Below are 24,707 nucleotides of genomic sequence, written 5' to 3'. Positions count from 1 at the left end.
TTGAGCAGATGGCGCGCGAACAAAAATAACAATCGCACACAGGCGATTTCCGGCATCCTGTCCCCTCGCGCGGGTGGTTGCGCCGCCCTGCGTCGCTTGGCTATCGTATCCCTGAGCGCCGCCGTATCCGGCGTTCCAAGACAGAGGAAACGAAAGCATGAGCGACCAGGACCGCTTCGCGGGCACCATGCCGGTGCAGGAGCGCCACAAGTTCGACGAAGCCGCGCTGGAACGCTGGCTGAAAGACAATGTGCCCGACTACCGCGGTCCGCTCAGCGTGCAGCAGTTCAAGGGCGGGCAGTCGAACCCAACCTTCATGTTGGTGACCCCGGCCAAGAAATATGTGCTGCGCCGCAAGCCGCCGGGCAAGCTGCTGCCATCCGCCCATGCCGTCGATCGCGAATACCGGGTCATCACCGCCCTCGGCCAGACCGACGTGCCGGTTGCACGCACCTATGGCCTGTGCGAGGACGACAGCGTCATCGGCACGGCCTTCTATGTGATGGACTGCGTGGAGGGCCGCATCTTCTGGGATCAGCGTCTGCCCGGCATGAACCGCGACGAGCGCGCCGGGATCTTCGATGCCATGAACCGCACCATCGCCGCCCTGCACAAGGTGGACTACAACGCCATTGGTCTGGGCGATTACGGCAAGCCAGGCGATTATTTCGCCCGGCAGATCAGCCGCTGGAGCAAACAGTATAAAGCCTCCGAGACGGAAGAAATTCCGGCCATGGACAAGCTGATCGAGTGGCTGCCCGCCAATATCCCGCCGGGCGACGAGACCAGCATCGTGCACGGCGATTACCGGATGGACAACATGATCTTCCATCCGACCGAGCCGCGCGTGATCGCGGTGCTGGATTGGGAACTCTCGACGCTGGGCCACCCGCTGGGCGACTTCACCTATCACCTGATGTCGTGGCGTCTGGCGCCGGAAACCTTCCGCGGCCTGGCGGGCGTCGATTTCGCCGGCCTGGGCATTCCGACCGAACAGGACTACATCGCGACCTACTGCAGGCGCACCGGCCGCGACGGCATTCCGCACCTCGAATTTTACATGGCCTACAACATGTTCCGCATTGCCGGCATCCTGCAGGGCATCATGGGACGGGTCAAGGACGGCACCGCCGCCAGCCAGCATGCGATTGAGTCGGGCAAACGCGCCCGACCGATCGCCGAGCAGGCCTGGGCGGTGGTCGAGAAACTGACGGGGGGCTGAGCGGCATGACGGCCGTCGATCTGACCCCCGTACAACCGCAGCACCGGTTCGACGAGTCCAGGTTGACGGCATACCTGCAGCGCCACCTGCCCGATTTCAAAACGCCGCTGACCATTCAGCAATTCAAGGGGCCGGCCGCCAGTCCGGCCTTCCTGCTGCATATGCCGGGCCGCAACATGGTGCTGCGAAAACGCAGCCAGCCCAAAAAGGGCTGCACCATGGCGGAATCGATCGAGCGCGATTTCAACCTGCTGCGCGCCCTGCATGACGCCGGGTTGCCGGTCGGCGTGCCGCAACTGGCCTGTACCGACGACAAGGTGACTGGCGCACCCTTCTACCTGCTCGACTTCGTGCCTGGCCGGCAGTTCCGCGATCCTAACCTGCCCGGCATGGATGCCAAACAGCGCCAGGCGCATTATGAGGCGATGGCCGCCGCCATGGCCGCCATCCACGCCCTGCCGGTATCGGATACCGGCCTGCCTGTGAATGGTGGCGGGCTGGACTACCTGAACCGTCAGATCGCCACCTTGTGCGAACAGTACCGCACCAACCGCACCGAGGAGATCGGCGCGATGGAGCGGCTGCTGGAATGGCTGCCCGCCCATGTGCCGGCCGACAACCTCACCGCGCTGATGCACGGCAACCTGCGTCTGGAGAACCTGGTCTTCCACCCGAGCGAGCCGCGCATCGTCGCCATCCTGGACTGGGATCTTGCGGTGATCGGCCATCCGCTCGCCGACCTTGCCATCAACTGCATGCCCTATCGCGTCACCATTCCCGGCATGGGCAGCCTGCAGGGCACGGATTTCATCGAAACCGGCATTCCCGGCGAGCCCGATTACATTGCCAGCTATTGCCGCCACAGTTCCTGGCCGGCAATCCGCGATGCAGGCATCGCACACTGGAATTTCTATCTGGCCTTCGCTCTGTTCCGCGTGGCGGTGATGGCGCAGGGCATCGTCAAACGCGGCCTGACGAATGGTCACGCCTCACCCACGCTGAAGGCCTACAGCGCCGTGATGCGTTCGGTGGCGAACCAGGCCTGGAATCTGGTGGATGGCGGCGACGACTGAGGCGGTTCGCCGCATGCAGGGAACCTTTGGGGCTTGGCGCCATTGCAGTCAGGTCCATGTGGAAACACGGCCCGGGGTTCGATGACGACAAAGCCTGACAGACGGCGGAATGCAGGAAAGCCGGCTTCCGGGCGATCCGGCAAAACGGCAAATGCGAAAGGTCAATCCGAGACATTTGCCGCATGGCTGGACCGCGCCGTGCCGGAGCTGCAGAAGCGTCTGGCCGAAGCCGCAAACGGCGATGTCACAGCGCCGAGCGATAAAACAACCAACTGATATAACTGGATAATTTATCCAAACGCCGCGCCATCCGGTCGCAGCTTTATCACAGCCCGTCCCCACTTTGTCGCTGGCTGGCCCAGGGCCCCGTGGCCATGCTTGGGCCACTGACGACGAGACGTTGCTTCAAATTTTTCTCCCATCCATTCCCGTTCCATTGATGAAGAGGACAATACCCATGACCGATAGCATTCATGGCCTTTTGATGGAGACGCTGCCCTCGCTGAAAGCCTTCTCCATCATGCTCACCCGCAACCGCCATTGGGCGGAGGACCTGACCCAGGAAACCGTTCTGCGCGTGCTGGCCAAGGCCGATCAGTTTCAACCCGGTACCAATTTCAAGGCATGGGCTTTCACGATCATGCGCAACCAGCACATCGACCAGTCGCGCCGGCAGCGGCGCGAGGCGACCACCTTCGGCGATATGGACGCCTTCGAAAATCTAATGGCGGTAAAAGCACCGCAGGAAGACAAACTGATGCTGGATGAACTGCTGAAGGCGATCAATCGCCTGAACCCGGCGCAGCGCGAGGTGCTGGTTCTGGTGGTCGGGAACGGGCTGTCCTACGAAGAGGCCGCCAAGGTCTGCGGCTGCCCGATCGGCACGATCCGCAGCCGCCTGGCGCGTGCACGCCATGAACTGGAACGCATGATGCTGGGCGAGATGACAGGCGGCCAGCCGACTGCGCCGAAGTCAGAGCGGCTGGCCGAACTGCGCCACTGATCAGCCCGCCAACCCGCGGAAGGCGCGCAGGGCGAAATCCGCCGCCCGGCCGTGGATCGCCGCCTTCCAGGCCGGCGTATCGGTGTAGAAGGCATCGCGGATCTTCTGCTTGAGCTGCTTGCCCAGGGGCGAATTCAGATCGCCCCTGGCATGCAGCCAGTGATCGCCGCGCAGCGCCTCGGTCACCTGCTGCCAGGGCTGGGTACCGTATTCCAGCGCGATCGCCGTCACCTCGACGGATTTCGGCAGGTCGAGAAACGCCTCCGGCACGGTGCCGGTGACGCGGGCCGAGCTGGAGCTGCCGTCATTGGGGTTTGTCACCTCCGGCCCGAAAATCCTCTTCGCACGTTCGTAATGGGCCTTGTCTTCCGAGCCGACATAGATCGGCTCGCCATACCCCATCGGTCCCAGACCGGTATGGAAATCGATGCTGACCAGCTTGCGCGCCGTGCTCGGCACATGTTCGCGCAGGATGCGGCGGAAGGTGTCGTTCGACCAGGTCGGTTTCTGCCCGCCGAAAAACAGGCCATCGGGCCGCGAATACTGGCCGCCCGACATGGCAGCCTGGAAGGCAAAGACGCCGTGTTTCTGCTGGTAATCCATGATGGCCTGGTCGGCAGCGGCGCGGCCCAGCCCTTCCCAGTGACTTGGAATCAGCCAGTCATGCACTTCCTCATAGGCCTTGTTCTGCGGCAGCGGCTTGGAGAAATCCTGGAAGTTGCGATTGAGGTCGACATTGTCCTCGGTCACGCGGCGCAGCCAGGCAAAGCCATAGGGATTGATCGCATGGATCATGATCGCCTTGGTGTTGGCCGGCATGGCGTCGAACAGGCGGTCCTTGAAATGACCGATCTGCGCGCCCGAGCCGCAGAAGCCCTCGGCGCCATGGGTGCCGGAGATGGTGAGATAGATCCGCTCGGCATTATCAGGACCGATGCAGGCGACATCGGTGGTCAGCACTTCGCCATTCGGCCCCCTGGCATTGGGGTTTTCGTAAACGGTGAAGGCGGCTTTCGCCGCCTCTGCCGCCGCCGCGAATTTCTGGCGGGCTTCCGAATAGGTTGCGGAAAAATACGATTCGACAGTCATGGGGAGACTCTGTTCTTTTCTTTGTTTTACGAAGTCTAGTTCCAGCGGCCCAGTTCAAGCCGGCCGATCTGGTTGCGATGCACCTCGTCCGGACCGTCGGCGAAACGCAGCGTGCGGGCCTGGGCATAAGCCTCGGCCAAGCCGAAATCGGAGGTTACGCCACCGCCACCATGCACCTGCATGGCCCAGTCAATCACCTGGCAGGCCATGGTCGGCGCCACTACCTTGATCATGGCGATTTCCTTGCGTGCCGCCTTGTTGCCCACGGTGTCCATCTTCCAGGCGGCATGCAGGGTGAGCAGGCGGGCCTGGTCGATCATGCAGCGGGCCTCGGCGATGCGCTCCAGCGTGACGGTCTGCTCCGAGACCGGCTTGCCGAAGGCGACGCGGCTCTTGGCACGCTTGCACATCTTTTCCAGCGCGCGTTCGGCCTGGCCGATCAGGCGCATGCAGTGATGGATGCGACCCGGGCCGAGGCGGCCCTGGGCGATTTCGAAACCGCGGCCCTCGCCCAGCAGCATGTTGCTGGCCGGCACGCGAACATTCTCGAATGCCACTTCGCCATGGCCATGAGGAGCATCGTCGTAACCGAAGACCGGAAGCATGCGCAGCACCTTCACGCCCGGCGCATCGCGCGGCACCAGGATCATCGACTGCTGCTTGTACTTGTCGGGATTCTTCGGGTCCGTCTTGCCCATGAAGATGATGATCTTGCAGCGCGGGTCGCCGATTCCCGAGGTCCACCATTTGCGGCCATTGATGACGTAGGAATCGCCGTCACGCTTGATCTCGGCCTCGATGTTGGTTGCGTCCGAGGAAGCCACGGCCGGTTCGGTCATGGCAAAGGCAGACCGGATCTTGCCTTCCAGCAAAGGTTCCAGCCACTGCTTCTTGTGCTCCTCGGCGCCGTAGCGCTCCAGCACTTCCATGTTGCCGGTATCGGGCGCCGAGCAGTTGAACACTTCGGGTGCCCAGTGCACGCGGCCCATGATCTCGCACAGCGTGGCATATTCGTGATTCTTGAGCCCGGCGCCGCGATGGCTTTCCGGCAGGAACAGGTTCCACAGCCCCTGCGCCTTCGCCTTCACCTTCAGTTCCTCGATGATCGCGGTGGGCTGCCAGCGATCTCCGGTTGCCACTTCTTCATGGAAGCGATGCTCGTTGGGATAGACATGCTCATCCATGAAGCGGCTGAGTTTTTCCTGCAGCTCCTTGACGCGGTCAGAAAATTCGAAATCCATGGTTTCCGTCCCTTATTGCAAGTTAACCGATAGCGGTACGGGCGGGAGTGTAGAACTGCCAGCCCGGCTCGGCTAGGGACGGATGTCAGCGTTTGGCAGCAAAAAAATCGCGCAACAAAGTGGCGGCAGCGGTTTCGTGGATTCCGCCATAGACCTCTGGCCGGTGATGGCAGGTCGGCTGGGCGAAAAACCGGGCACCATGGGCAACGCCGCCGCCCTTCGGGTCCTCGGCGCCGTAATACAGCCGCCGCAGGCGCGCGAAGCTGATCGCTGCGGCGCACATCGTGCAGGGTTCGAGGGTGACGTAGAGGTCGCAGCCGCTTAACCGCTCCGCCCCCAGCGCCTCGGCCGCCCGGCGGATCGCCAGGATCTCGGCATGGGCGGTGGGATCGTTCAGCGCCCGGGTCTCGTTGCCCGCCCGGGCCACGATCGAACCATTGGAACCATCGACGATCACCGCGCCGATCGGCACCTCGCCGCGCGCTTGGGCGGCTCGGGCTTCCTCCAGGGCGACGTCCATGGGACTGGCGGCGGTCATGGCGCGGAGCCTGCGGGAGCCTCCCCCTCTCGTCAAGCCGGCCATGAAAGCCTATAAGATCGCCATGACCAGCAACCCTGCCCCCCTCATCGGCATCACCCTCGATTCGGAGGAACCAGGCGGTTATTCGAAATTCCCCTGGTATGCCCTGCGGCAGAATTACTGCAGCGCGGTGACAGCCAGCGGCGGCGTGCCGCTGGTGCTGCCGCATGAGCCCGCCGCCGTGCCGGCCTATCTCGACCTGCTGGATGGCCTGGTGGTGACGGGCGGCAATTTCGACGTCGACCCCGCCCTGTTCGGCGCTGCCGAAAAGCACGACACCGTGAAGGTGAAGGCCGCCCGCACGGAATTTGAATGGGCGATCACCCGCGGCATGCTGGAACGCGACAAGCCGGTGCTGGGCATCTGCGGCGGGCAGCAGCTTCTGAACGTGGTGCTGGGCGGCACGCTGATCCAGCATATCCCCGATGCGGTGCAGGATGCGCTGGCGCATGAACAGCCCAACCCGCGCAACGAGCCCGGCCACCCGGTGCAGATCACCGGCGGCAGCCTGCTGCACAGGATTGTCGGCGCCACCGAACTGCCGGTGAATTCGGCGCATCACCAGGCCGTCGAAACCGTGGCACCCGGCGCGGTCTGCGATGCGGTGGCACCCGATGGCGTGATCGAGGGCATCGAGCATCCGGGCTATCGCTTCTGCATCGGCGTGCAGTGGCATCCGGAATTCTTCATCAGCGAAGGCGACCGCAAGCTGTTTTCGGCCTTCATCGCGGCGTGCCAGAAATGAGCGAAGCGGAAGATAAAGGCGAACGCATCGCCAAACGGCTGGCCCGCGCCGGCATCTGTTCGCGGCGCGATGCCGAACGCTGGATCGCCGAGGGCCGCGTCGTGGTGAACGGCAAGCGGCTCGATACCCCGGCTTTCCTGGTCGGACCCGACGACCGCATCGTGGTGGACGGCAAGCCGATCGCCGGGCCGGAAAAGACGCGGCTGTGGCTGTATCACAAGCCGCGCGGCGTGATGACCACGCACAAGGACCCGCAGGGTCGCCCGACCGTATTCGAGAAGCTGCCCAAGGACATGCCGCGCGTGATCTCGGTGGGGCGGCTGGATTTCAACTCCGAGGGCCTGCTGCTGCTGACCAACGACGGCGAGCTGGCACGCAAGCTGGAACTGCCGGCCACCGGCTGGCTGCGGCGGTATCGCGTGCGCGTCAACGGCCTGCCGCACAAGCAGCACCTGGCCGAACTGGAGAAAGGCATCTCCATCGAGGGTGTCGCCTATGGTCCGATCAGCGCCAGCGTGGAGCGTAGCCAGGGCGACAACACCTGGCTGGTGGTGAGCCTGCGCGAGGGCAAGAACCGCGAGGTGCGCCGCGTGATGGAGCATCTGGGCCACCAGGTGAGCCGCCTGATCCGCGTGGCCTATGGCCCCTTCCAGCTCGGCAGCCTGGAACCCGGCAAGACCCGGGAAGTGCCGGGCAAGGTGCTGGCCGAGCAACTGGGCGTAAAGACCAAAGAGCTCGGTGAGCGCAATCCAAAGCCCGCGCCAGCCAGGCCCCCGAAGAACAGCCCGGCGAAAAAGCGGCCGGTGCTGCGGCCGAAGACGCCGTAATGCGCATCGTCGGCGGCAGCCATCGCGGCCGGCCGATCATCGCGCCGTCCGACCGCACCACCCGGCCGACCATCGACCGGGTGCGCGAGTCGCTCTTCAACATGCTGCTGCATTCGCCCAGCCTGATGACCGACGAAGGCAAAAGCCGGCTGGAGGGCGGCGTGGTGCTGGATCCCTTCGCCGGCAGCGGCGCTCTGAGCTTCGAGGCGCTGTCCCGCGGCGCCCACCATGCCTATCTGTTCGAGATCGACCCCGCCGCGCGCCGGGTGATCCTGCAGAATGCCCGCGAGCTCGACATGGCCGAGCGCATCACCCTGCGCGGCGCCGACTGCACCAAACCCGGCCCTGCGCCATTCACCTCTCCTGGGCCGGCCGACCTGGTGCTGATGGACCCGCCCTACCGCTCCGGCCTCGGCACCCAGGCCCTGACGGCGCTGGATCGGGAGGGCTGGCTGAAACCCGATGCCCTGGTGATGGTGGAGACCGACGCCAAGGGCAGCTTTGCCATCCCGCCCGGCTTCATCCTGCTGGAGGAACGCCAGCAGGGCCCGGCCCGGCTGACCTTCCTGCTGCACCAGCGCTGAATCCCCGCCCGCTATCCTTGCAGCCCGTTCGGGCTCGTTTCAGCCCGTTCCGGTCCGTTGCGGTTCGTTCCGGTCCATCGGTGTCCGTTTCGGTCCGTTCAGGTTCGTGACGGTCCATTCGGGTTCGTTCCGGTTCGCGTTAACCCAAAATACAACCTGACGGTTGTATCGAACAATATAGGAACATTTTGCCGCCCGTCAATACCGCATGAAATAGCGACTCGCTGTTTTATACAGAGCCGAATCGTTTAACCTTCAAATAACAATCCCCTTTCGTCAAAACCATTCCGTGACCTAACATTCTCCCAATCTATCAAGAGTCATGCGGGAGGCCAGATCGTGACACGCAGCATGGAGCGCAGAATCCAGCATCGTCCGTACAGCCAGGTACGGACCTGCGCCGCATGACCGAAGCCGTCCAGACCGCCCCGGCAGCTCGCCGCGTTCCGGCCAACCTGCGCGTCACCGCCCTGCACATCTGGTATTTCCCGGCCGCGCTGTCAGTCTTTCTGGTCGCGGTGGCGCAGTTCAATTTCCTGGTCTTCCACACGTTGGCGGAACTTTTCTCCATCATCGTGTGCTTCATCCTGTTCGCGCTGGCCTGGCATACCCATCGCTTCTCGCGCGATCATTTCCTGCTGTACCTGGCCTGCGGCATGTTCTGGATCGGCGCGCTCGATCTGGCCCACACGCTCAGCTACAAGGGCATGGGCCTGCTGCCGGTGAACGAGGCCAACACCGCAACGCAGGTCTGGGTGGCGACGCGCTGTCTGCAGGCGCTGCTGCTGCTCACCGCGCCGCTGATGGCCAGCCGCAACACCGACAAGATGGTGCTGTTCCTGGCCTTCGGCCTGATCGCCGCGCTGACCATGCTGTGGGTGGCCAGCGGCCATTTCCCCGACGCCTTCATCGAGGGCCAGGGCCTGACGGCGCTGAAGATCTACAGCGAATACGTCATCATGGCGATCCTGGCCGGCGCGCTGGCCCTGATATGGAAGCAGCGCGCCGCCATCGCGCCCGATGCCCTGCCTTTCCTGCTGGTCGCCATCGTGTTTGCCATCGGCACCGAGCTGGCCTTCACGTTCTATATCGACGTTTACGGCTTTTCCAATCTGGTGGGCCATATCCTCAAGCTGTTTTCCTTCTGGGCCATCTTCCAGGCCGTGGCGGTGGCCAGCCTGATCCGGCCCTATCAGGCGCTGGATGCCAGCAACAGAGCGAAGGATGATTTCCTCGCCTCGATGAGCCACGACCTGCGCACGCCGCTCAATTCCATCCTCGGTTTTTCCGACATGATGCGCAGCCAGATGTTCGGTCCGCTGGGCCATGCCAAGTACGGCGACTACGTCGCCAATATCCATGCCAGTGGCACGCATCTGCTGGGCCTGGTGAACGACATCCTCGACCTATCCAAACTGGAAAGCGGCCAGTACGAACTGAACCGGCAGGACCTGGATCCGCGCGCGCTGGCCGAGGAAGTGGTGCGCAGTCTCGCGCCCGCCATCGCGGCCAAGGAAATGGATGTGAGCGTGACCTGCGATGCAACGCTTGACCGGGTCTCGGCGGACGAACGCGCCATGGTGCAGTTGCTGAACAACCTGGTGTCGAACGCGGTGAAATTCACGCCCGACCAAGGCCGCGTCGGCGTGGCCTGGTCGAAGCGGCCCGATGGCGCCGTGCTGCTGCAGGTGAGCGATACCGGCCCCGGCATTCCGGCCGACCAGCTCAAGCGGCTGGGCAAGCCTTATGTTCAGGTGGACCCCTACGTGGCGCAGAAGGGCACCGGGCTGGGCCTGTTCATCGCCCGCCGGATCGCCGAGCTGCATGGCGCCAAGCTGCGCATCAACAGCAAGCCGGGCCAGGGCACCACAGTGACGGTGATCTTTCCGCCGCAGGAGTGAGCAGGACCGAGCGATTGCGTCATGGCCGGGCTTGCCCCGGCCATGACAAGTCAGGCATTACCGCCGGCCGAACAGCTTTTCGATATCGGCCAGCTTGAGTTCCACATAGGTCGGGCGGCCGTGGTTGCACTGGCCAGAATGCGGCGTGGCCTCCATCTGGCGCAGCAGCGCGTTCATCTCGTCCAGCGTGAGGCGGCGGCCGGCGCGCACGCTGCCATGGCAGGCCATGGTACCACAGACCTCTTCCAGTTTTTCCTTCAGCGGCAGCACGGAATCGTATTCGGCGATGGCGTCGGCCAGATCGCGCACCAGGGCCTGCACCGCCACATCGCCCAGCAGGGCCGGCACCTCGCGCACCACCACGGCGCCGGCGCCGAAGGCTTCCAGCACCAGGCCGAGTTCGGCCAGTTCGTCGGCGCGCGCCGATAACCGCGTGGCCTCGGCGTCGCTGAGTTCCACCACCTCGGGCAGCAGCAGCACCTGGCGCGGCACCCGTCCGGCTTCCAGTTTCACCTTCATGCGTTCGTAGACCAGGCGCTCATGGGCGGCATGCTGGTCGACGATCACGATGCCATCGGCGGTCTGGGCCACGATGTAGGTTTCGTGCAACTGCCCGCGCGCCGCGCCCAGCGGATAGTTCTGCAGCGGGATGGGAGCCGCGCCCACATCCTCGTTGCGCGCCGCCGGCGCAAGGCCGTCGCCAATCGGCACCTCGCCCGTGCCATCGCCGAAAACATCGCGCGAGAAATCACCCTGGGGTGCGTTGTACAAAGCGGCCGCCTCGGCCAGGCCGGGCACCGAGCTGGGCCGCAGGTTGTCGTAGCCGCGCCAGCGCGACGGCCCGCCGAAGGTGGACTGGAAGGGCAAGGGCATGGTGGGCGCGGCCTGCGGCTTCAATGCGCCGAGCGCCGACTGCGCTACGGTGGTGGAGGCGCGATGGCCGGCCTCGGCGAGCGCATGGCGCAGGGCCCCGACGATCAGGCCGCGCACCAAGCCAGGATCGCGGAAGCGTACCTCGGCCTTGGCAGGATGCACGTTGACGTCCACCTGTTCGGCCGGCAGGTCGAGGAAAAGAGCCACCACCGGATGGCGGTCATGGCCAAGGAAATCGGCATAGGCGCCGCGCAGCGCACCGACAAAGAGTTTGTCGCGCACCGGGCGGCCGTTGACGAACAGATACTGGTGCTGGGCATTGCCGCGATTGTAGGTCGGCAGGCCGGCATGCCCGGTGAGGCGGATGCCCTCGCGCTCGGCCCTGATCGGCACGGCATTGTCGGCGAAGTCGCGGCCCAGGATCTGTTCCAGCCGGCCGAGTTGCTGCAGATCCTGTCCATCCTCCATCAGGCTGGGCGGAACGGCATCGGCGCGGAAACTGCTGCGGCCATCCTGCTGCAGCGTGAAGGCGATGCCGGGATGCGCCATGGCCAGGCGGCGCATGATCTCCTGTACCGCTAGGTCTTCGGCGCGGTCGGACTTGAGGAATTTCAGCCGCGCCGGCACGGCATAGAACAGGTCGCGCACCTCGATGCGGGTGCCCCTGCCCGCCGCCGCGGGCTTCACGCTGCCCACCCTGCCGCCTTCCACCTCGATGGCCCAGGCGGACTCGTCATTCTCCTGCCGGCTGACTATGGTCATGCGGCTGACCGCGCCGATGGATGGCAGGGCCTCGCCGCGGAAGCCGAGCCAGCGGATATCGAGCAGGTCGTCGGAGGGCAGCTTGGATGTGGCGTGGCGTTCGACCGCGACCGGCAACTCATCGCGGGCTATGCCGTTGCCGTCGTCGCTGACGCTGATCAGGCTGCGGCCGCCATTGGCGATCGCCACGTCGATGCGGCGCGCGCCGGCATCGATGGCATTCTCCACCAGTTCCTTGACCGCCGAGGCCGGACGTTCCACCACCTCGCCGGCGGCGATGCGGTTGACCAGCGTTTCGGGCAGGCGGCGGATGGCCATGATGCAGTCCGCCCGTTCAGCCGCCGAGGCCGACGGGCTGGCCGGCCACCACCACCAGATACTCGTCGCGCCCGAACAGGCGCTGCGCTACCCGGCGGATATCGGCCTGCCCCACGGCATTGATCAGGCCGGGATAGGCATCGATGTAATCGGGCGACAGGTCGCTGTTGCGCATCGCCACCAGCATGCCGGCAATGGCGGCGTTGGAGGTGAGCCGCAGCGGGAAGGAGCCGGTCATATAGGCTTTCGCCCCCGCCAGTTCGTCGTCGCTCACGCCCTCGCGCGCCACGCGGGCCAGTTCGCCACGCACCAGCTTCAGCGCCTCGGCTACCTGGGCATTGGAGGTGGCGAGCGAACCGGCGAACAGGGCCGAGGCCTTGGAGGGCGAGAGCTGGGTGCCGACCGAATAGACCAGACCGCGCTTCTCGCGCACCTCCTCGAACAGGCGCGACGTCATGCCGCCGCCACCGAGAATCTGGTTCAGCACCGTGGCGGCGTACCAGTCGGGGTCTTCGCGGGCGATGCCGGGCCCACCGAACAGCACCACGCTTTGCGGATTGGGGAACGGGATCACCACCGGCTGGGCGACGGTGCGCACCTGCACTGGCGGCGGCAGCGTCACCGCCGGCTCCTCGGGCAGCGCGCCGAAGCTCTGGTCCACCAGGCGAGACAGGTCGTCGGGCGCGATATCGCCCACCACGGCCAGCGCCAGATTGCGCCGCGCCAGCACGGCGCGGGGGAATTCCGCCAGCTCGGCACGGCCGATGCGCTCCAGGCTTTCGATATTGGGGGTCGAGCGCCGGCCATAGGGATGATCGCCATAGGCCAGTTCCGCGAAGCGTTCGCCGGCCAGGGTGTTGGGGTTGGTGCGGCCGCGCTCGTAGGCCACGCGGGCCTGCGCGCGGGCGCGCGCCATCGGCTCGTCGTCGAAGCGCGGCGCGGTCATGGCCAGTTTCAGCAGTTCGAACGCGCGGGCGCGATGCTGGCTGAGCGTGCGCAGGCCGACCGAGCAGTAGTCGCGCTCGGCCGAGAAATCGAGCGAGATCGCCGCCTCGCGCAGGGCGTTCTGGAAATCATCGGGGCCCAGGCTGCCGGCCCCCTCGGTGAGCAGGCCCATGGCCAGGCCGGCGCGGCCTTCCAGTCCGGCCGGATCGCTGGAGGTGCCGCCGCGCCAGGCGGCCTGCAGCGCCAGCATTGGGATCGCGGGTTCGCGCACCAGCCAGACCTCGATGCCGAGCGGCGTGACGATGCGCTCGATCCTCGGACCGGCCAGCGCCGGCAGCGGCAGCAGGACGGCGCCGCAGAACAGCGCAAGGGCAGAGGTCAGGACGTCGCGCCGGCGCATCGGCTCGGTTCCTTTCAGCTCTGTTGCTTGGGCAGGAGGTGGCCGGTCACCGAACGGCGCAGGTCGAAGACATGGCGGGCGGCGGCCATGACCTGCTCGGCGGTGACGGCATCCACCAGCCGCGGCCAGGCCTCGACATCCTCCACCGTCAGGCCGGTGGTGAGCGCCGAGCCGAAGATGCGGGCGGCATTGGAGAGGCTGTCGCGGGCATAGACGGTTTCGGCCTGCATCACCGTCTTGGCCTGGCGCAGTTCCTGCTCGCTCACGCCATCGGCCAGGATGGCGGCGATCACGCGGTCGAGCCCGGCCTCCACCTCGTCCAGGCTGCGGCCCGGCTTGGGCGAGGCGCCGAAGGCGAAGGTGGTGGCGTCGAGCGACAGCGACTGATACCACGCGCCGGCCGAAACGGCCGGGCCGTCATCCTTCACCAGCGCTGCATGCAGCCGGCCGGTCGGCGCGTTGAGGATTTCGCTCAAGACCGACAGCGGCACCGAATGCTGCGTCTCGCCGGCAGAGCGGCTGGGCGCCAGATAGCTGCGCCGCAGGCTGGGCTGGGCGACGCGCGGATCGGCCATGCTGAGGCGGCGGGCCGCCAGTTGCGGCGGTTCCTGCGGGCGGATGCGCGGTGGCACGGGACGCATCGGCACCATGCCGTAATGCTTCTCGGCCAGACGCCTGAGGTCGGCGGGCGTGACGTCGCCGGCCACGACCAGGATGGCATTGTTCGGCGCATAATGGGTGCGGTAGAACCCCATCGCATCGTCCAGCGTGAGCTTCGCCACTTCCTGCGGCCAGCCGATCACCGGCCGGCCATAGGGATGCGACAGATACTGCGCGGCATCGAACTGCTCGCCGAACAGGGCGGCGGGATTGTTCTCCACGCGGCTAAGGCGCTCCTGCAGCACCACCTGCAATTCGGGCGCGGCATCCTCGGGCCGGGGCCGCAACTGGGTCATGCGCTCGGCCTCCATGCGCATCACCAGTTCCAGCCGGTCGCGCGCGATGGTCTGGAAATAACCGGTATAGTCGGACGAGGTGAAGGCGTTGTCGCGGCCGCCCTCGCGCGCGACGTTGCGCGAGAATTCGCCGGGCCCCAGGCTGGACGTGCCCTTGAACATCAAGTGTTCGAGATAATGCGCGACGCCGGTGACGCCGGGCTGCTCGTCAGCGGCGCCCACCTTGTACCACACCATGTGATGCACGACCGGGGCGCGGTGATCCTCGATCAACACCACCTGCATGCCGTTATCCAGCACGAACTGCGCCGGGCGGAACACCTGGGCATGGCCGTCGCCGGCCGGTCCTGCCAGACATGCCGCGGCGGCGAGCAGGACGGCGACGATCAGACGCTGCACAGGCTTGCCTCCGTCAGGATCAGAATATGCCTTCCAACGGGCCGCGCTCACGGCGCTTGATGGTGGGCACATCGCCCGCCGTCGGCGGCTTGCCGGTGGCGGCATTCTCGCGCAGGCGCTGGGCCTCCCGGGCCGGATCGACGGCCAGGCCCGGATCCTCGGGTTTCTGCCAGAAGATCAGGCGGTCAACGAAGCGGCGGTCGCGCTCGGCTAGCTGGGTGAAATCGTCGTTCACCTTGCGGCGGATATCGGGATCGGCATTGGCCGCGCGCGCCTGCTGCAGCAGGGCCATCTCGCCGGCGGAGCGCTGCGCGGCGACGGCGCTGGGATCGCGGCTGAGCGGCGTGAGCTGCCCGGCGGCGCTGTCGGTGCGGCCGGCGAGCGCGGCGGCGGCGCGGTCGCGCGCCGGCACCTCCTGCGGACGCGGCGCGCCGGGCTCGGGCGGGCGCAGGCCGAATTCCGGCGGCAACACCAGCGGCGCCTTGGTGACGACGGCGAATTCGTCGGGCGCCTTCTTGTTCAGGCCGAGCGCTTCGCGCGTGGAATCGCAGCCGCCGAGGGCGGCGGGCAGGGCGAGGACGGCGCAGGCCATCCACAGGCGTCGGCCGTGCATCTTCGGTCGACTCATGGCGAGACTTTCCCCTGTTGCTTAAGGCGGCCGGATTTTAGCCCCCCGCACCCCCCGCGCACAAGGGCGGCGGAACGGCGCATTATCGCGAAGAACCGCGAATTCAGTTGCGGGCCACCAGCCGGCCCGGCAGGCGAATCGTGGCAATGGCGCCGCGTTCGGGCCCGTTGGCCAGGACCAGCGTGCCGCCATGCAGCTCGACGAACTTCCGGCTGATCGCCAGTCCCAGGCCGGTGCCCTCGCTGCGGCGGCGGATATTGGGATCACCCTGCCAAAAAGGCTCGAAGATGCGCTCCAGGTTTTCCGGCCGGATGCCGCAGCCTGTGTCGCTGACGGTGACAATGATGTCGCCGTTCGGTTCGATCCCGCCCGCCACTGTCACCTCGCCGCCGGGCGGGGTGAACTTGATCGCGTTGGACAGCAGGTTGAGCAGCACCTGCTTGATGGCGCGGGCATCGATGTGCAGCGGCGGCATCTGCTCGGGGAAATCGTTATGCAGGCCGATATCGGCATCCTGGGCGCGGCCGCGCACGATGGTGAGGCAGTCGCCGATCACGGTCGGCAGGGACTGCTCGTCAAGACTGAGTTCGTAGCGGCCCGCCTCGATCTTCGACATGTCGAGGATGTCGTTGATGACGTGCAGCAGGTGCCGTGCGCTCATCACGATATCCTCGGCATAGTCGAAATAGCGGTCGGAATTGGCGCCCCACATGCGCAGCGTGATCACCTCAGCAAAGCCGATGATGGCATTCAGCGGCGTGCGCAGCTCGTGGCTCATATTGGCCAGGAATTCCGACTTGGCGCGGTTGGCGGCGATGGCATGCTCGCGCTCGCGGGCATAAGACGACGCCAGCCGCTCCAGGTCCTCGGCCTGACGCCGGAGTCGCGCGTTGGCTTCGTCCAGTTCCTGTTCGGCGCGCTTGCGCTCGGTGATGTCGAGCGCCACCGACAGGATGCCGGTGATGTTGCCGGCGGAGTCGCGCAGCGGCACCTTGCTTTTCAGTTCGGCGCGCAGGCGGCCACCGGAAAGGAAGTACACCTGTTCGCGGTTCAGCACCGGCTGGCCGCCGCTCAGCAATTCGCGCTCCAGCTCGGCCATGCTGGCCACGAAGGGGTTGCGGGATCCGTCCGCAAGCCCCTTGAGCGGCAGTTCCTCGAGGCGATGCCCGATCAGGTTTTCGGCATCCACGCCCAGCACCTCCAGCACCGTTCGGTTGGCCAGGATGTAGCGCCCCTGCGGATCCTTCACGCTGATCGGTGCCGGCAGCGCGTCGATCACGGTGCGCAGCAGGTCGCGGCTCTGCTCCGCAGCCAAGGCCATGTCGGTGGCGGCGGTGATGTCGGTGCCGGCGCCGCGATAGCCCCGGAATTGTCCGGCCTCGTCGAAGAAAGGCACGCCGCTGATGCTGTAATGCCGCAGGCTGCCGTCGGGCATCGCCAGTCGGAAGCGGAAGTCGCGGAACGGGGCGCGGCGACCGACCTGCTCGCGATGGGCCGACCACAGACCGTCGCCGCCGGCGGCGGCGAAGCGTTTTTCATATTCCTGGTCAGGCAGCAGCATCTCGGGATGCGACGAATAGACCAGGTTATGCGCGGCGTCGCGTTCCCAGAACCAGTCGGATGCGGCATTGGCGAAATCGCGGAAGCGCGCCTCCGAGCTCTCGCGCTGCAGCACCTGGCTGTTGCGTTCGGCCAGATAGTCGCCGGCGGCGGTAAGGATCACATTGATGCGGTTGGTCAAAAGGCCGAATTCGTCGTCGGCATGGCTTGGGGGCGGCTCGATGCGGGTTTCGCTGGGCCGACGCGGGTCGATCCGCTCGATCTGCGAGGCCAGCGACAGCAGCGGACGGGTCAGGGTGTAGTAGAACAGCACCGCCAGGATCAGCGCGAGCACCAGGTTGCGCACGAAGCCGGTGCCGATCACAAGCCAGGTGCGGTTGAGGATGCTCTGGGCCAGCAGCGTGCCATCCACCGCTACCCGCATCTCGCCGACCAGGTCGCGGTCGCGCGGGCCGTACAGGGGACGCGTCAGCATCTCGTCGCCGGTGGGCAACAAACGCAGCAGCCCGCCGGGTTCGGCCCGCTGCTTCTCGCGTTCCTGCATGGCCATGCGGCGGCCGTAATTGTCGTAGATTTCGGCACGCCAGATCGGCTGGTAGAGCAGAAGGCCGCTGACCACGCGGGCGGCGAGCTGTTCATCCAGCGCGTAGGCCGCCTGCGAGGCCGCGTCATTCAGCATGTCCATCACCTGCACCACAGTGGTCTGGCGCTGGTTGAGTTCGTTACGGATGTCGAAGGCAAGCTGGAACAGGCTGGAGAAAAAGCCGAGCAGCAGGGCGGCGATCACCGTGACCTTGACCTGCTTGGCCGAAAGCTGGTGCCGGGAGAACCTGCGGCGGACCGGCGTCTGCATCATGCGCAGACCCTTGCCATGCCCAAGCCATCGGGGCGCCGCATACCGCAGCCCCCCTCTTGCAGCATCCCCCGTCCAGTGCTCCCCCGCCGATCCTGCCGGCCCGGGTCTTTGTCCGATGGAAGCATCCCGCCTCTCGTCCGCCCTTGCCCGGGGATGCTGCCATCATTCCCCGGTGGATGCAACGAATGAGCGTGGATTTATACGACCGGAAGTAGCGGTTCCCGCCGTTCAGCCATTGCCCTGGGAGCGTGGCCGGAAGCCGTCCAGCAGCAGCAGGCAGACACCGACCACGATGGCGCTGTCGGCCACATTGAAGGCCGGCCAGTGCCAGCCGAAGACATGGAAATCGAGGAAGTCGAAGACGGCGCCGAAGCGGTAGCGGTCGATGATGTTGCCGATGGCCCCGCCAATGATCAGGCCCAGCGCCGCAGCGACCAGCCGGCCCTGGGCGCGCCACAGCCAGACCAGCAGCCAGACCAGCACGGCAACGGCCAAGCCGATCAGCGTCCAGCTGCGCGTCGTGCTGTCTTCCTGGAACAGGCCGAAGCTCACGCCGGTATTCCAGACCAGAACCAGGTTGAAAAACGGCGTGATCACGATGCCCTGCGGATTCTGCTGCATCAGATCAAGCAGGAAATACTTGCTGACCTGATCGGCGATCAGGATCAGCAGGGCAACGGCAAGACCCAGGCGCAGCATCATGCAGCAACGCCACCCATGGCATCGACCGCCGTGGCGCAGCGGCGGCAGAGATCGTCATGACCATGCACATGCCCGACATCGGGCAGCACCTGCCAGCAGCGTTCGCATTTGCGGCCCTCGGCCAGTTGCGGCACCACGGCAACGCCCTTGGCATCGTCGCTGCGATAGGCTTCGGCCGGGCCCTCGCCTTCGCGCAACGTGATGCCGGAGGTGATGCAGATCTCGGCGAAATCCAGATCGGCCAGGGCCGACAGATCCTCGCCGCCCACATACACCACCGGATGGGCCTGCAGGCTGGCGCCGATGCGCTTTTCGGCGCGCTCGATCTCTAGCGCGCCGGTGACGGCACGGCGCACGCGGCGCACGCGCTCCCACTTGGCGCCGAGCGCCGGATCGAGCCATTCCTGGGGCAGCGTGGGCCAGACCTCGCGGTGCACGCTGCCATCCTCAGAGGGATAGCGCGTCAGCCAGGCCTCTTCCGCCGTGTAGCAGATGATCGGCGCCAGCCATTTCACCAGGCAGTCGAACAGGTGATCCAGCACAGTGCGGGCAGCGCGGCGGCGGATGCTGGCCGGCGCGTCGCAATAGAGCGCGTCCTTGCGGATATCGAAATAGAAGCCCGACAGGTCGACGGCGCAGAAGTTATAGAGCGCCACATACATGCGATGGAAATCGTATTCCTCGCAGCTTTCGCGCACCACCTGGCCCAGTTCGGCCAGGCGATGCAGCACCCAGCGCTCCAGTTCGGGCATCTCGGCATGCGGCAGGCGCTCGGATTCCTCGAAGCCGGCCAGATTGCCCAGCAGGTAGCGCAGGGTGTTGCGCAGGCGGCGATAGGCATCCACCTGGGCCTGGATGATCTTCGGGCCGACGCTGAGATCGTCGTTGTAGTTGGCCGAGGCCACCCACAGGCGCAGGATATCGGCGCCCGACTGCTTGATCACGTCCTGCGGCTCGACCGAATTGCCGAGCGACTTGGACATCTTCCGGCCCTTCTCGTCGAGCAGGAAGCCGTGGGTCAGCACGGCATCGTAGGGCGCGCGGCCGCGCGTGCCGCAGCTTTCCAGCAGCGAGGAATGGAACCAGCCGCGATGCTGGTCGGACCCTTCCAGATACAGCGAGGCCGGCCATTTCAGGTCGGGCCGCTGTTCCAGCACGAAGGCATGGGTCGAGCCGGAATCGAACCAGACATCGAGGATGTCGGTCACCATCTTCCAGTCCTCAGCCTTGTATTTGCCGCCCAGGAAATCCTCGGGCTTGGCCGTGAACCAGGCATCCGCGCCGCCCTTCAGGCAGGCCTGCACGATGCGTTCGTTCACTTCCGGATCGCGCAGCAGTTCGCCGGTTTCCTTGTTCTCGAACACGGCGATCGGCACGCCCCAGGCGCGCTGGCGGCTGATCACCCAGTCGGGCCGCTGCTCGATCATGGAATACAGCCGGTTGCGGCCCTGCGGCGGATAGAAGGCGGTGGCGTCGATGGCCGCCAGCGCCTTCTTGCGCAGGTCGTTGGTGGTCATCGAGATGAACCACTGCGGCGTGTTGCGGAAGATCAGCGGCGCTTTCGAGCGCCAGGAATGCGGATACTGGTGGCGCAGGCGGCCACGGCCGACCAGCGCGCCGGCCTCCGTCATCGCCGCGATCACGCGGGCATTGGCATCGCCTTCCTTGCCGGCATCGTCCAGCACGCGGGCCGGATTGTCGCCGCCGAAAACCGGCACATGGCGGAAATAGCGCCCATCCGCATCCACCGTATGCGGCACCTCGATGCCGTTGGCCATGCCGAGATTGTAGTCGTCGGCGCCATGGCCGGGCGCGATATGCACAAAGCCGGTGCCGGCATCCATGGTGACGAAATCACCATGCAGCACCGGCACGTCGAAGGCGAAGCCCTGTGCGCGCAGCGGATGGGCGCAGACGGTGCCCACGATATCGGCGCCCTTCAGCGTCGCCACTGTGGCGACGGTTTCAAGCGTGCAGGCCTTGGCCACGGTTTCGGCCAGGTCCTTCGCCACCACGATCTCGTCGCCCACCTTCGCCTGCGACTTCTCGCCCACCGCGTCCACGCGCAGGCGCACATATTCGGCATCTTTCGAGAGCGCGATGGCGCGGTTGCCCGGCAGGGTCCAGGGCGTGGTGGTCCAGATCACGATGCTGGCGCCGTCCAGAGCCTTCACCGATGCTTTCACCACCGGGAACTTCACGAAGACGGTATGCGAGGTGTGTTCGTGATACTCCACTTCCGCTTCGGCCAGGGCGGTGCGCTCGACGATGGACCACATTACCGGCTTGGAGCCCTTGAACAGGCCGCCATTCATCAGGAACTTGTGGATCTCGCGCACGATCTGGGCTTCGGCGCCGAAGCTCATCGTGGTGTAGGGATTCTTCCAGTCGCCGATCACGCCCAGCCGCTTGAATTCCTCGCGCTGCACGTTGATCCAGTGGTCGGCGAAGTCGCGACATTCCTTGCGGAACTCGTCGATTGGCACGTCGTCCTTGTTCTTGCCGGCGGCGCGATACTTCTCCTCGATCTTCCACTCGATGGGGAGGCCGTGGCAGTCCCAGCCCGGCACGTAATTGGCGTCATAGCCCATCATCTGCCGCGAGCGGTTGATGGTATCCTTCAGGATCTTGTTCAGCGCATGGCCCAGATGCAGGTTGCCGTTGGCATAGGGGGGGCCATCGTGCAGCACGAATTTCTCGCGGCCCTTTGAATCGGCACGCAGCTTTTCATACAGGCCGATCTTCTCCCAGCGGGCCAGGATCTCCGGCTCCTTGGCCGGCAGGCCGGCCTTCATCGGGAAGTCGGTGGTGGGCAGGAAAACGGTCGGGCGATAGTCTTTGGTCATTGGTCTACTCGGGGAATGCGGCCGGACCTGCTCTGGCAGGGCGGGCGGCGCGGCATGTCAGGAAAAGTCGAGGAAATCCCGGGCCTTAGAAAAGGACCGGGCCGCTAATTCGGGCCGTGGGATTGCCCCGGAATATGGCGAATTGCCCAAGCATGGCGATGATTTAGCATTCCCGCCAAAGACTGTCGAGGCGGGGCCTGCGAGACAGACCCGGCCGTCAGACGTGGCAGACGGCCTCAATGCGGTTGCCGGCCGGGTCGATCACGAAGGCGGCATAATACCGCTCGTGGTAATGCGGCCGCGGACCGGGCAACCCATCGTCGCGCCCGCCCGCCTGCAACGCGGCTGCATGGAAGGCCTGCACCTGCTCGCGGCGCGCGGCCTTGAAGCACCAGTGGCGACGCGGGTCGGGCTGCATGTCTGGCGACTGCAGGATCGAGATATAGCTGCGTCCGGGTGCATCGGGCCCCGCACGCAGGCCATAGCCCAGGGCATCGTCTTTGGCATAGACGCAGGGATAGCCCAGCGCCTGCATCACTGCATCATAGAAGCCACGTACGACGGATATATCGGGCACTGTGATGGAAACGTGGTCGAGCATGGCGATGGCTCAGGGCTGCGCCAAGGCGCGCTCGGCCTCGGCCACATCGAGGGCGATCTGGCGCTTCAGCGCCTCGGGGCCTTCGTATTTCAGCTCCGGCCGCAGGAAGGCGTGGAATTCGACCCGCATGGAACGGCCATAGAGATCGCCCGAGAAGTCGAACAGATAGACTTCCAGCTTCACGTCGGTCTGGTCGAAGGTCGGCCGGATGCCGAGGCTGGCGACGCCGTCATGCCGCCGGCCATCGACCTCGCAGCGCACGGCATAGATGCCGAATTTCGGCACCTGGAAATCGGTCAGCGCGACATTGGCGGTGGGATAACCCAGTTCGCGGCCGCGCTTGTCGCCATGCTCGACAGTGCCGATGATTTCCCATGGCCGCGCCAGCAGGCGGTTGGCTTCGGCCAGGTCGCCGGCCTCCAGCAGCTTGCGCACGCGGGAGGAGGAATAGGCCTCGGAGTCACCCTGCGGCGCCACCACGGTAACACCGATGCCGTGCCCCGCACCCAGCTCGCGCAGCAGATCGGTATTGCCCGACCGCGCCTTGCCGAAAGTGAAATCGTAGCCCACCACCACATGGCTCAGCCCCAAGTCGCGGGCAAGCATGTGATCGACGAAATCCTGTGGCGACTGCCCCGCCAACTGCACGTCGAATGGCAGGGCCAGTGTGGCATTCACGCCCAGGCCTTCCAGGATGCGCACCTTGGTTTCCAGTGCATCCAGCCGGAAGGGCGGGGCGGATGGCACGAAGAAGCGGCGCGGATGCGGCTCGAAGGTCATCACCGCCACGGGCCTCCCGCCAGCATTCTCCGCCTGCGCGCGTGCCGCCGCGATCAGGGCGCGATGGCCCAGATGCACGCCATCGAAATTGCCGATGGCGGCAACGGCGCCGCGCAGGGCGGGCGGGAAACTGGCGCTGGACCGCAGCAGCCGCATGATTGGCTTGTCCGGCTTACTTCGGGCGACGGCTGACCATCAGAGCGGCCTCGCCCTCGATCACGACGGTGTCGCCGACGCGGCATTCGCAGGCAAATTTCACCCGGCGCTTTTCCGGCACGATTTCGGTGATGGTGACTTTCGCGACCACGGTATCGCCGATGCGCACCGGCGCCTTGAAGCGCAGATCCTGCGAGATGTAGATGCAGCCCGGGCCCGGCAGCTTGGTGCCGAACACGGTGCTGAGCAAAGCCGCGCCGAGCATGCCATGGGCGATGCGGCCCTTGAACGGCGTGGCGGCGGCGAATTCCTCGTTCAGATGCACCGGATTGGTGTCGCCCGACAGATCGGCGAAGGCCACGATGTCGGCCTCGCTCACCGTCTTGGTGTAGGTTTCCGACATGTCGACCGACAGGTCTTCCAGGTAATAGCCGTGCAGAGCCTGATAGGTCATGCTGGTCGGGTCCCTTGATTTGGCGAGCGGTTGACGGGGTTTGCGGGCGCGGCGACTATACGCGGCCCTGCCATCGCCGGGCAACACCCCGCCCTTTCGACTTCCGTCCGGACGTTATGCCCGCCATCCAGCCGTTATCCGCCTTTAACGAAGGTCAGCGCCGCGCCATCCGCTACGTGCTGACCGACATCGACGACACCCTGACCAGCCATGGCCGGCTGACGGCGGATGCCTATGCCGCGCTGGAACGCCTGCAGGCGGCGGGCTTCCGGGTGATACCGATCACCGGGCGCCCGGCCGGCTGGTGCGACCTGATCGCGCGCTTCTGGCCGGTGGACGGCATCGTGGGCGAGAACGGCGCGCTCTACATGCGCTACGACCGCGACGCGAAAGTGATGCGCCGGCGCTTCTTCCAGACCAATGCCGAACGCCAGGCGGCGCGGACGAAGCTGGCCGCGCTTTCCCAGACGATCCTGCGCGCGGTGCCGGGCTGCGCGCTGGCCTCCGACCAGCAATACCGCGAATGCGACCTTGCCATCGATTTCTGCGAGGACGTGCCGCCCCTGCCGCGCGAGGCCGTCGACAGGATCGTGGCATTGTTCGAGCAAGCCGGCGCCACCGCCAAGGTCAGTTCGATCCATGTGAATGGCTGGTTCGGCGACTGGGACAAGCTGAGCATGACGCGGGTGTTCTTCCGCGACATCTTCGGCGAGGATCTGGAGACGATCCGCGATCAGGTGGTGTTCGCCGGCGATAGTCCGAACGATGCTCCGATGTTCGGCTATTTCCCGTGCAGCGTCGGCGTCGCCAACGTGGTGCCGTTCCTCGACCGCATCGCGGCCAAGCCCAGTTACGTCACGGCGGCCGAGGGCGGACAGGGTTTCGTGGAACTGGCCGACGCGCTGATCCAAGCTAAAGGATAACGTCGCCGGGTAGCGCCTTGCCCCAGACCAGCAGGCGATAGCTGCGGCAGGCCGGCACGTAATACGGATCGTTCTCAATCAGTGCTACGGCCTGATCGCGCGTGTCGGCGTCGATCACCCACAGGCCGCCGACGAAGGGTCCGCCCGGCTGTTCGCGCAGACCGCCGCCGATGCGAATCCGCTCGTGGTGCTGCTGCAGGTAAGCCAGATGCGCGGGCTCGCGCTCGCGCCGCACTGCGAGCATCTCCGGCCCGTCGGTAAAGATCGCTACCCAGCGCATGGG

General features: G+C 65.7%; 22 protein-coding genes. 8 read left to right on the top strand and 14 right to left on the bottom strand.

The window, feature by feature from the left end; genetic code table 11:
* Positions 1-157 precede the first annotated feature (157 nt).
* The 3 genes from ACK4FK_RS18620 to ACK4FK_RS18610 all read left to right on the top strand — a co-directional run bounded on the left by ACK4FK_RS18620 (position 158) and on the right by ACK4FK_RS18610 (position 3,298).
* Positions 158-1,222, top strand: a complete 1,065-nt coding sequence (locus ACK4FK_RS18620; protein WP_409747154.1) for a phosphotransferase — start codon at positions 158-160, stop codon at positions 1,220-1,222.
* Positions 1,223-1,227: 5 nt separating this feature from the next.
* Positions 1,228-2,295: a phosphotransferase gene (locus tag ACK4FK_RS18615; RefSeq protein ID WP_409747151.1), complete on the top strand. Its 1,068-nt coding sequence runs from the start codon at positions 1,228-1,230 to the stop codon at positions 2,293-2,295.
* A gap of 457 nt (positions 2,296-2,752) precedes the next feature.
* Positions 2,753-3,298 (top strand): sigma-70 family RNA polymerase sigma factor, encoded by a 546-nt coding sequence (locus tag ACK4FK_RS18610; protein ID WP_409747148.1) that lies wholly within the window; start codon positions 2,753-2,755, stop codon positions 3,296-3,298.
* Here the strand turns inward: ACK4FK_RS18610 and ACK4FK_RS18605 are convergent, their stop codons facing one another.
* The 3 genes from ACK4FK_RS18605 to ACK4FK_RS18595 all read right to left on the bottom strand — a co-directional run bounded on the left by ACK4FK_RS18605 (position 3,299) and on the right by ACK4FK_RS18595 (position 6,166).
* Positions 3,299-4,387 (bottom strand): M14 family metallopeptidase, encoded by a 1,089-nt coding sequence (locus tag ACK4FK_RS18605; protein ID WP_409747145.1) that lies wholly within the window; start codon positions 4,385-4,387, stop codon positions 3,299-3,301.
* Between the two features lie 35 nt (positions 4,388-4,422).
* Positions 4,423-5,628, bottom strand: a complete 1,206-nt coding sequence (locus tag ACK4FK_RS18600; RefSeq protein ID WP_409747142.1) for an acyl-CoA dehydrogenase family protein — start codon at positions 5,626-5,628, stop codon at positions 4,423-4,425.
* Positions 5,629-5,713: 85 nt separating this feature from the next.
* Positions 5,714-6,166, bottom strand: a complete 453-nt coding sequence (locus ACK4FK_RS18595) for a nucleoside deaminase (protein WP_409747139.1) — start codon at positions 6,164-6,166, stop codon at positions 5,714-5,716.
* 64 nt (positions 6,167-6,230) lie between these two features.
* On the opposite strand from ACK4FK_RS18595, the gene ACK4FK_RS18590 reads away from it, so the two are divergent.
* The 4 genes from ACK4FK_RS18590 to ACK4FK_RS18575 all read left to right on the top strand — a co-directional run bounded on the left by ACK4FK_RS18590 (position 6,231) and on the right by ACK4FK_RS18575 (position 10,265).
* Complete coding sequence (locus ACK4FK_RS18590; RefSeq protein ID WP_409747136.1) at positions 6,231-6,953, top strand: gamma-glutamyl-gamma-aminobutyrate hydrolase family protein; 723 nt, start codon at positions 6,231-6,233, stop codon at positions 6,951-6,953.
* Positions 6,950-7,780, top strand: a complete 831-nt coding sequence (locus tag ACK4FK_RS18585; RefSeq protein WP_409747133.1) for a pseudouridine synthase — start codon at positions 6,950-6,952, stop codon at positions 7,778-7,780. Before ACK4FK_RS18590 ends, ACK4FK_RS18585 begins: the two co-directional genes overlap by 4 nt.
* Positions 7,780-8,364, top strand: coding sequence for a 16S rRNA (guanine(966)-N(2))-methyltransferase RsmD (rsmD, locus tag ACK4FK_RS18580; protein WP_409747130.1), 585 nt, complete (start codon positions 7,780-7,782; stop codon positions 8,362-8,364). The genes ACK4FK_RS18585 and rsmD overlap by 1 nt, the downstream gene beginning before the upstream one ends.
* A 404-nt stretch (positions 8,365-8,768) precedes the next feature.
* Entirely contained in the window at positions 8,769-10,265 is a 1,497-nt protein-coding gene (locus ACK4FK_RS18575; protein WP_409747128.1) for an MASE3 domain-containing protein, read from the top strand.
* Positions 10,266-10,322: 57 nt separating this feature from the next.
* Here the strand turns inward: ACK4FK_RS18575 and mutL are convergent, their stop codons facing one another.
* The 10 genes from mutL to ACK4FK_RS18525 form a co-directional block, all read right to left on the bottom strand.
* The gene (gene mutL / locus ACK4FK_RS18570) at positions 10,323-12,218 is read right to left on the bottom strand and encodes a DNA mismatch repair endonuclease MutL (RefSeq protein WP_409747125.1); all 1,896 of its coding nucleotides are present in this window, start codon (positions 12,216-12,218) and stop codon (positions 10,323-10,325) included.
* A 16-nt stretch (positions 12,219-12,234) separates the two neighbouring features.
* A complete protein-coding gene (locus ACK4FK_RS18565) occupies positions 12,235-13,563 on the bottom strand; it encodes a M16 family metallopeptidase (RefSeq protein WP_409747122.1) in 1,329 nt (442 codons plus the stop codon).
* 14 nt (positions 13,564-13,577) lie between these two features.
* A complete protein-coding gene (locus ACK4FK_RS18560) occupies positions 13,578-14,918 on the bottom strand; it encodes a M16 family metallopeptidase (RefSeq protein WP_409747119.1) in 1,341 nt (446 codons plus the stop codon).
* A 19-nt stretch (positions 14,919-14,937) separates the two neighbouring features.
* On the bottom strand, positions 14,938-15,546 hold the full coding sequence (locus tag ACK4FK_RS18555) for a DUF3035 domain-containing protein (protein ID WP_409747116.1): 609 nt from the start codon (positions 15,544-15,546) through the stop codon (positions 14,938-14,940).
* A 103-nt stretch (positions 15,547-15,649) separates the two neighbouring features.
* Positions 15,650-17,962 carry a PAS domain-containing sensor histidine kinase gene (locus ACK4FK_RS18550; RefSeq protein WP_409747113.1) on the bottom strand — a complete coding sequence of 771 codons (2,313 nt, stop codon included), beginning with the start codon at positions 17,960-17,962 and terminating at the stop codon, positions 15,650-15,652.
* Positions 17,963-18,190: 228 nt separating this feature from the next.
* Positions 18,191-18,664, bottom strand: coding sequence for a signal peptidase II (lspA, locus tag ACK4FK_RS18545; protein WP_409747110.1), 474 nt, complete (start codon positions 18,662-18,664; stop codon positions 18,191-18,193).
* The gene (gene ileS / locus ACK4FK_RS18540) at positions 18,661-21,510 is read right to left on the bottom strand and encodes an isoleucine--tRNA ligase (RefSeq protein ID WP_409747107.1); all 2,850 of its coding nucleotides are present in this window, start codon (positions 21,508-21,510) and stop codon (positions 18,661-18,663) included. The genes lspA and ileS overlap by 4 nt, the downstream gene beginning before the upstream one ends.
* A gap of 217 nt (positions 21,511-21,727) precedes the next feature.
* A complete protein-coding gene (locus ACK4FK_RS18535) occupies positions 21,728-22,111 on the bottom strand; it encodes a VOC family protein (protein ID WP_409747104.1) in 384 nt (127 codons plus the stop codon).
* 9 nt (positions 22,112-22,120) lie between these two features.
* Positions 22,121-23,047, bottom strand: coding sequence for a bifunctional riboflavin kinase/FAD synthetase (locus ACK4FK_RS18530; RefSeq protein ID WP_409747101.1), 927 nt, complete (start codon positions 23,045-23,047; stop codon positions 22,121-22,123).
* Between the two features lie 16 nt (positions 23,048-23,063).
* Positions 23,064-23,501 (bottom strand): MaoC family dehydratase, encoded by a 438-nt coding sequence (locus tag ACK4FK_RS18525; protein WP_409747098.1) that lies wholly within the window; start codon positions 23,499-23,501, stop codon positions 23,064-23,066.
* A gap of 116 nt (positions 23,502-23,617) precedes the next feature.
* Between ACK4FK_RS18525 and ACK4FK_RS18520 the strand changes: the two genes are divergently transcribed.
* On the top strand, positions 23,618-24,424 hold the full coding sequence (locus ACK4FK_RS18520; protein WP_409747095.1) for an HAD-IIB family hydrolase: 807 nt from the start codon (positions 23,618-23,620) through the stop codon (positions 24,422-24,424).
* Here ACK4FK_RS18520 and ACK4FK_RS18515 read toward each other — a convergent pair.
* Positions 24,414-24,704: a YciI family protein gene (locus tag ACK4FK_RS18515; protein WP_409747093.1), complete on the bottom strand. Its 291-nt coding sequence runs from the start codon at positions 24,702-24,704 to the stop codon at positions 24,414-24,416. The genes ACK4FK_RS18520 and ACK4FK_RS18515 overlap by 11 nt on opposite strands.
* Positions 24,705-24,707 lie beyond the last annotated feature (3 nt).

The organism is Ferrovibrio sp., from assembly GCF_046297895.1.
In the GTDB taxonomy this organism is placed as follows: Bacteria; Pseudomonadota; Alphaproteobacteria; order Ferrovibrionales; family Ferrovibrionaceae; genus Ferrovibrio.
The sequence above is the reverse complement of the archived record's forward strand: the minus strand, read 5'-3'. Positions and strand labels throughout refer to the sequence as shown.

What these genes read in the sequence shown, in the direction of transcription:
- ACK4FK_RS18530 (WP_409747101.1), bottom strand. Translation starts at nt 23,047, where the DNA reads ATGCGGCTGCTGCGGTCCAGCGCCAGTTTCCCGCCCGCCCTGCGCGGC.
- rsmD (WP_409747130.1), top strand. Translation starts at nt 7,780, where the DNA reads ATGCGCATCGTCGGCGGCAGCCATCGCGGCCGGCCGATCATCGCGCCG.
- ACK4FK_RS18535 (WP_409747104.1), bottom strand. Translation starts at nt 22,111, where the DNA reads ATGCTCGACCACGTTTCCATCACAGTGCCCGATATATCCGTCGTACGT.
- ACK4FK_RS18620 (WP_409747154.1), top strand. Translation starts at nt 158, where the DNA reads ATGAGCGACCAGGACCGCTTCGCGGGCACCATGCCGGTGCAGGAGCGC.
- ACK4FK_RS18555 (WP_409747116.1), bottom strand. Translation starts at nt 15,546, where the DNA reads ATGAGTCGACCGAAGATGCACGGCCGACGCCTGTGGATGGCCTGCGCC.
- ACK4FK_RS18610 (WP_409747148.1), top strand. Translation starts at nt 2,753, where the DNA reads ATGACCGATAGCATTCATGGCCTTTTGATGGAGACGCTGCCCTCGCTG.
- ACK4FK_RS18575 (WP_409747128.1), top strand. Translation starts at nt 8,769, where the DNA reads ATGACCGAAGCCGTCCAGACCGCCCCGGCAGCTCGCCGCGTTCCGGCC.
- ACK4FK_RS18590 (WP_409747136.1), top strand. Translation starts at nt 6,231, where the DNA reads ATGACCAGCAACCCTGCCCCCCTCATCGGCATCACCCTCGATTCGGAG.
- ACK4FK_RS18605 (WP_409747145.1), bottom strand. Translation starts at nt 4,387, where the DNA reads ATGACTGTCGAATCGTATTTTTCCGCAACCTATTCGGAAGCCCGCCAG.
- lspA (WP_409747110.1), bottom strand. Translation starts at nt 18,664, where the DNA reads ATGATGCTGCGCCTGGGTCTTGCCGTTGCCCTGCTGATCCTGATCGCC.
- mutL (WP_409747125.1), bottom strand. Translation starts at nt 12,218, where the DNA reads ATGGCCATCCGCCGCCTGCCCGAAACGCTGGTCAACCGCATCGCCGCC.
- ACK4FK_RS18565 (WP_409747122.1), bottom strand. Translation starts at nt 13,563, where the DNA reads ATGCGCCGGCGCGACGTCCTGACCTCTGCCCTTGCGCTGTTCTGCGGC.
- ACK4FK_RS18600 (WP_409747142.1), bottom strand. Translation starts at nt 5,628, where the DNA reads ATGGATTTCGAATTTTCTGACCGCGTCAAGGAGCTGCAGGAAAAACTC.
- ACK4FK_RS18520 (WP_409747095.1), top strand. Translation starts at nt 23,618, where the DNA reads ATGCCCGCCATCCAGCCGTTATCCGCCTTTAACGAAGGTCAGCGCCGC.
- ACK4FK_RS18550 (WP_409747113.1), bottom strand. Translation starts at nt 17,962, where the DNA reads ATGATGCAGACGCCGGTCCGCCGCAGGTTCTCCCGGCACCAGCTTTCG.
- ileS (WP_409747107.1), bottom strand. Translation starts at nt 21,510, where the DNA reads ATGACCAAAGACTATCGCCCGACCGTTTTCCTGCCCACCACCGACTTC.
- ACK4FK_RS18525 (WP_409747098.1), bottom strand. Translation starts at nt 23,501, where the DNA reads ATGACCTATCAGGCTCTGCACGGCTATTACCTGGAAGACCTGTCGGTC.
- ACK4FK_RS18585 (WP_409747133.1), top strand. Translation starts at nt 6,950, where the DNA reads ATGAGCGAAGCGGAAGATAAAGGCGAACGCATCGCCAAACGGCTGGCC.
- ACK4FK_RS18615 (WP_409747151.1), top strand. Translation starts at nt 1,228, where the DNA reads ATGACGGCCGTCGATCTGACCCCCGTACAACCGCAGCACCGGTTCGAC.
- ACK4FK_RS18595 (WP_409747139.1), bottom strand. Translation starts at nt 6,166, where the DNA reads ATGACCGCCGCCAGTCCCATGGACGTCGCCCTGGAGGAAGCCCGAGCC.
- ACK4FK_RS18515 (WP_409747093.1), bottom strand. Translation starts at nt 24,704, where the DNA reads ATGCGCTGGGTAGCGATCTTTACCGACGGGCCGGAGATGCTCGCAGTG.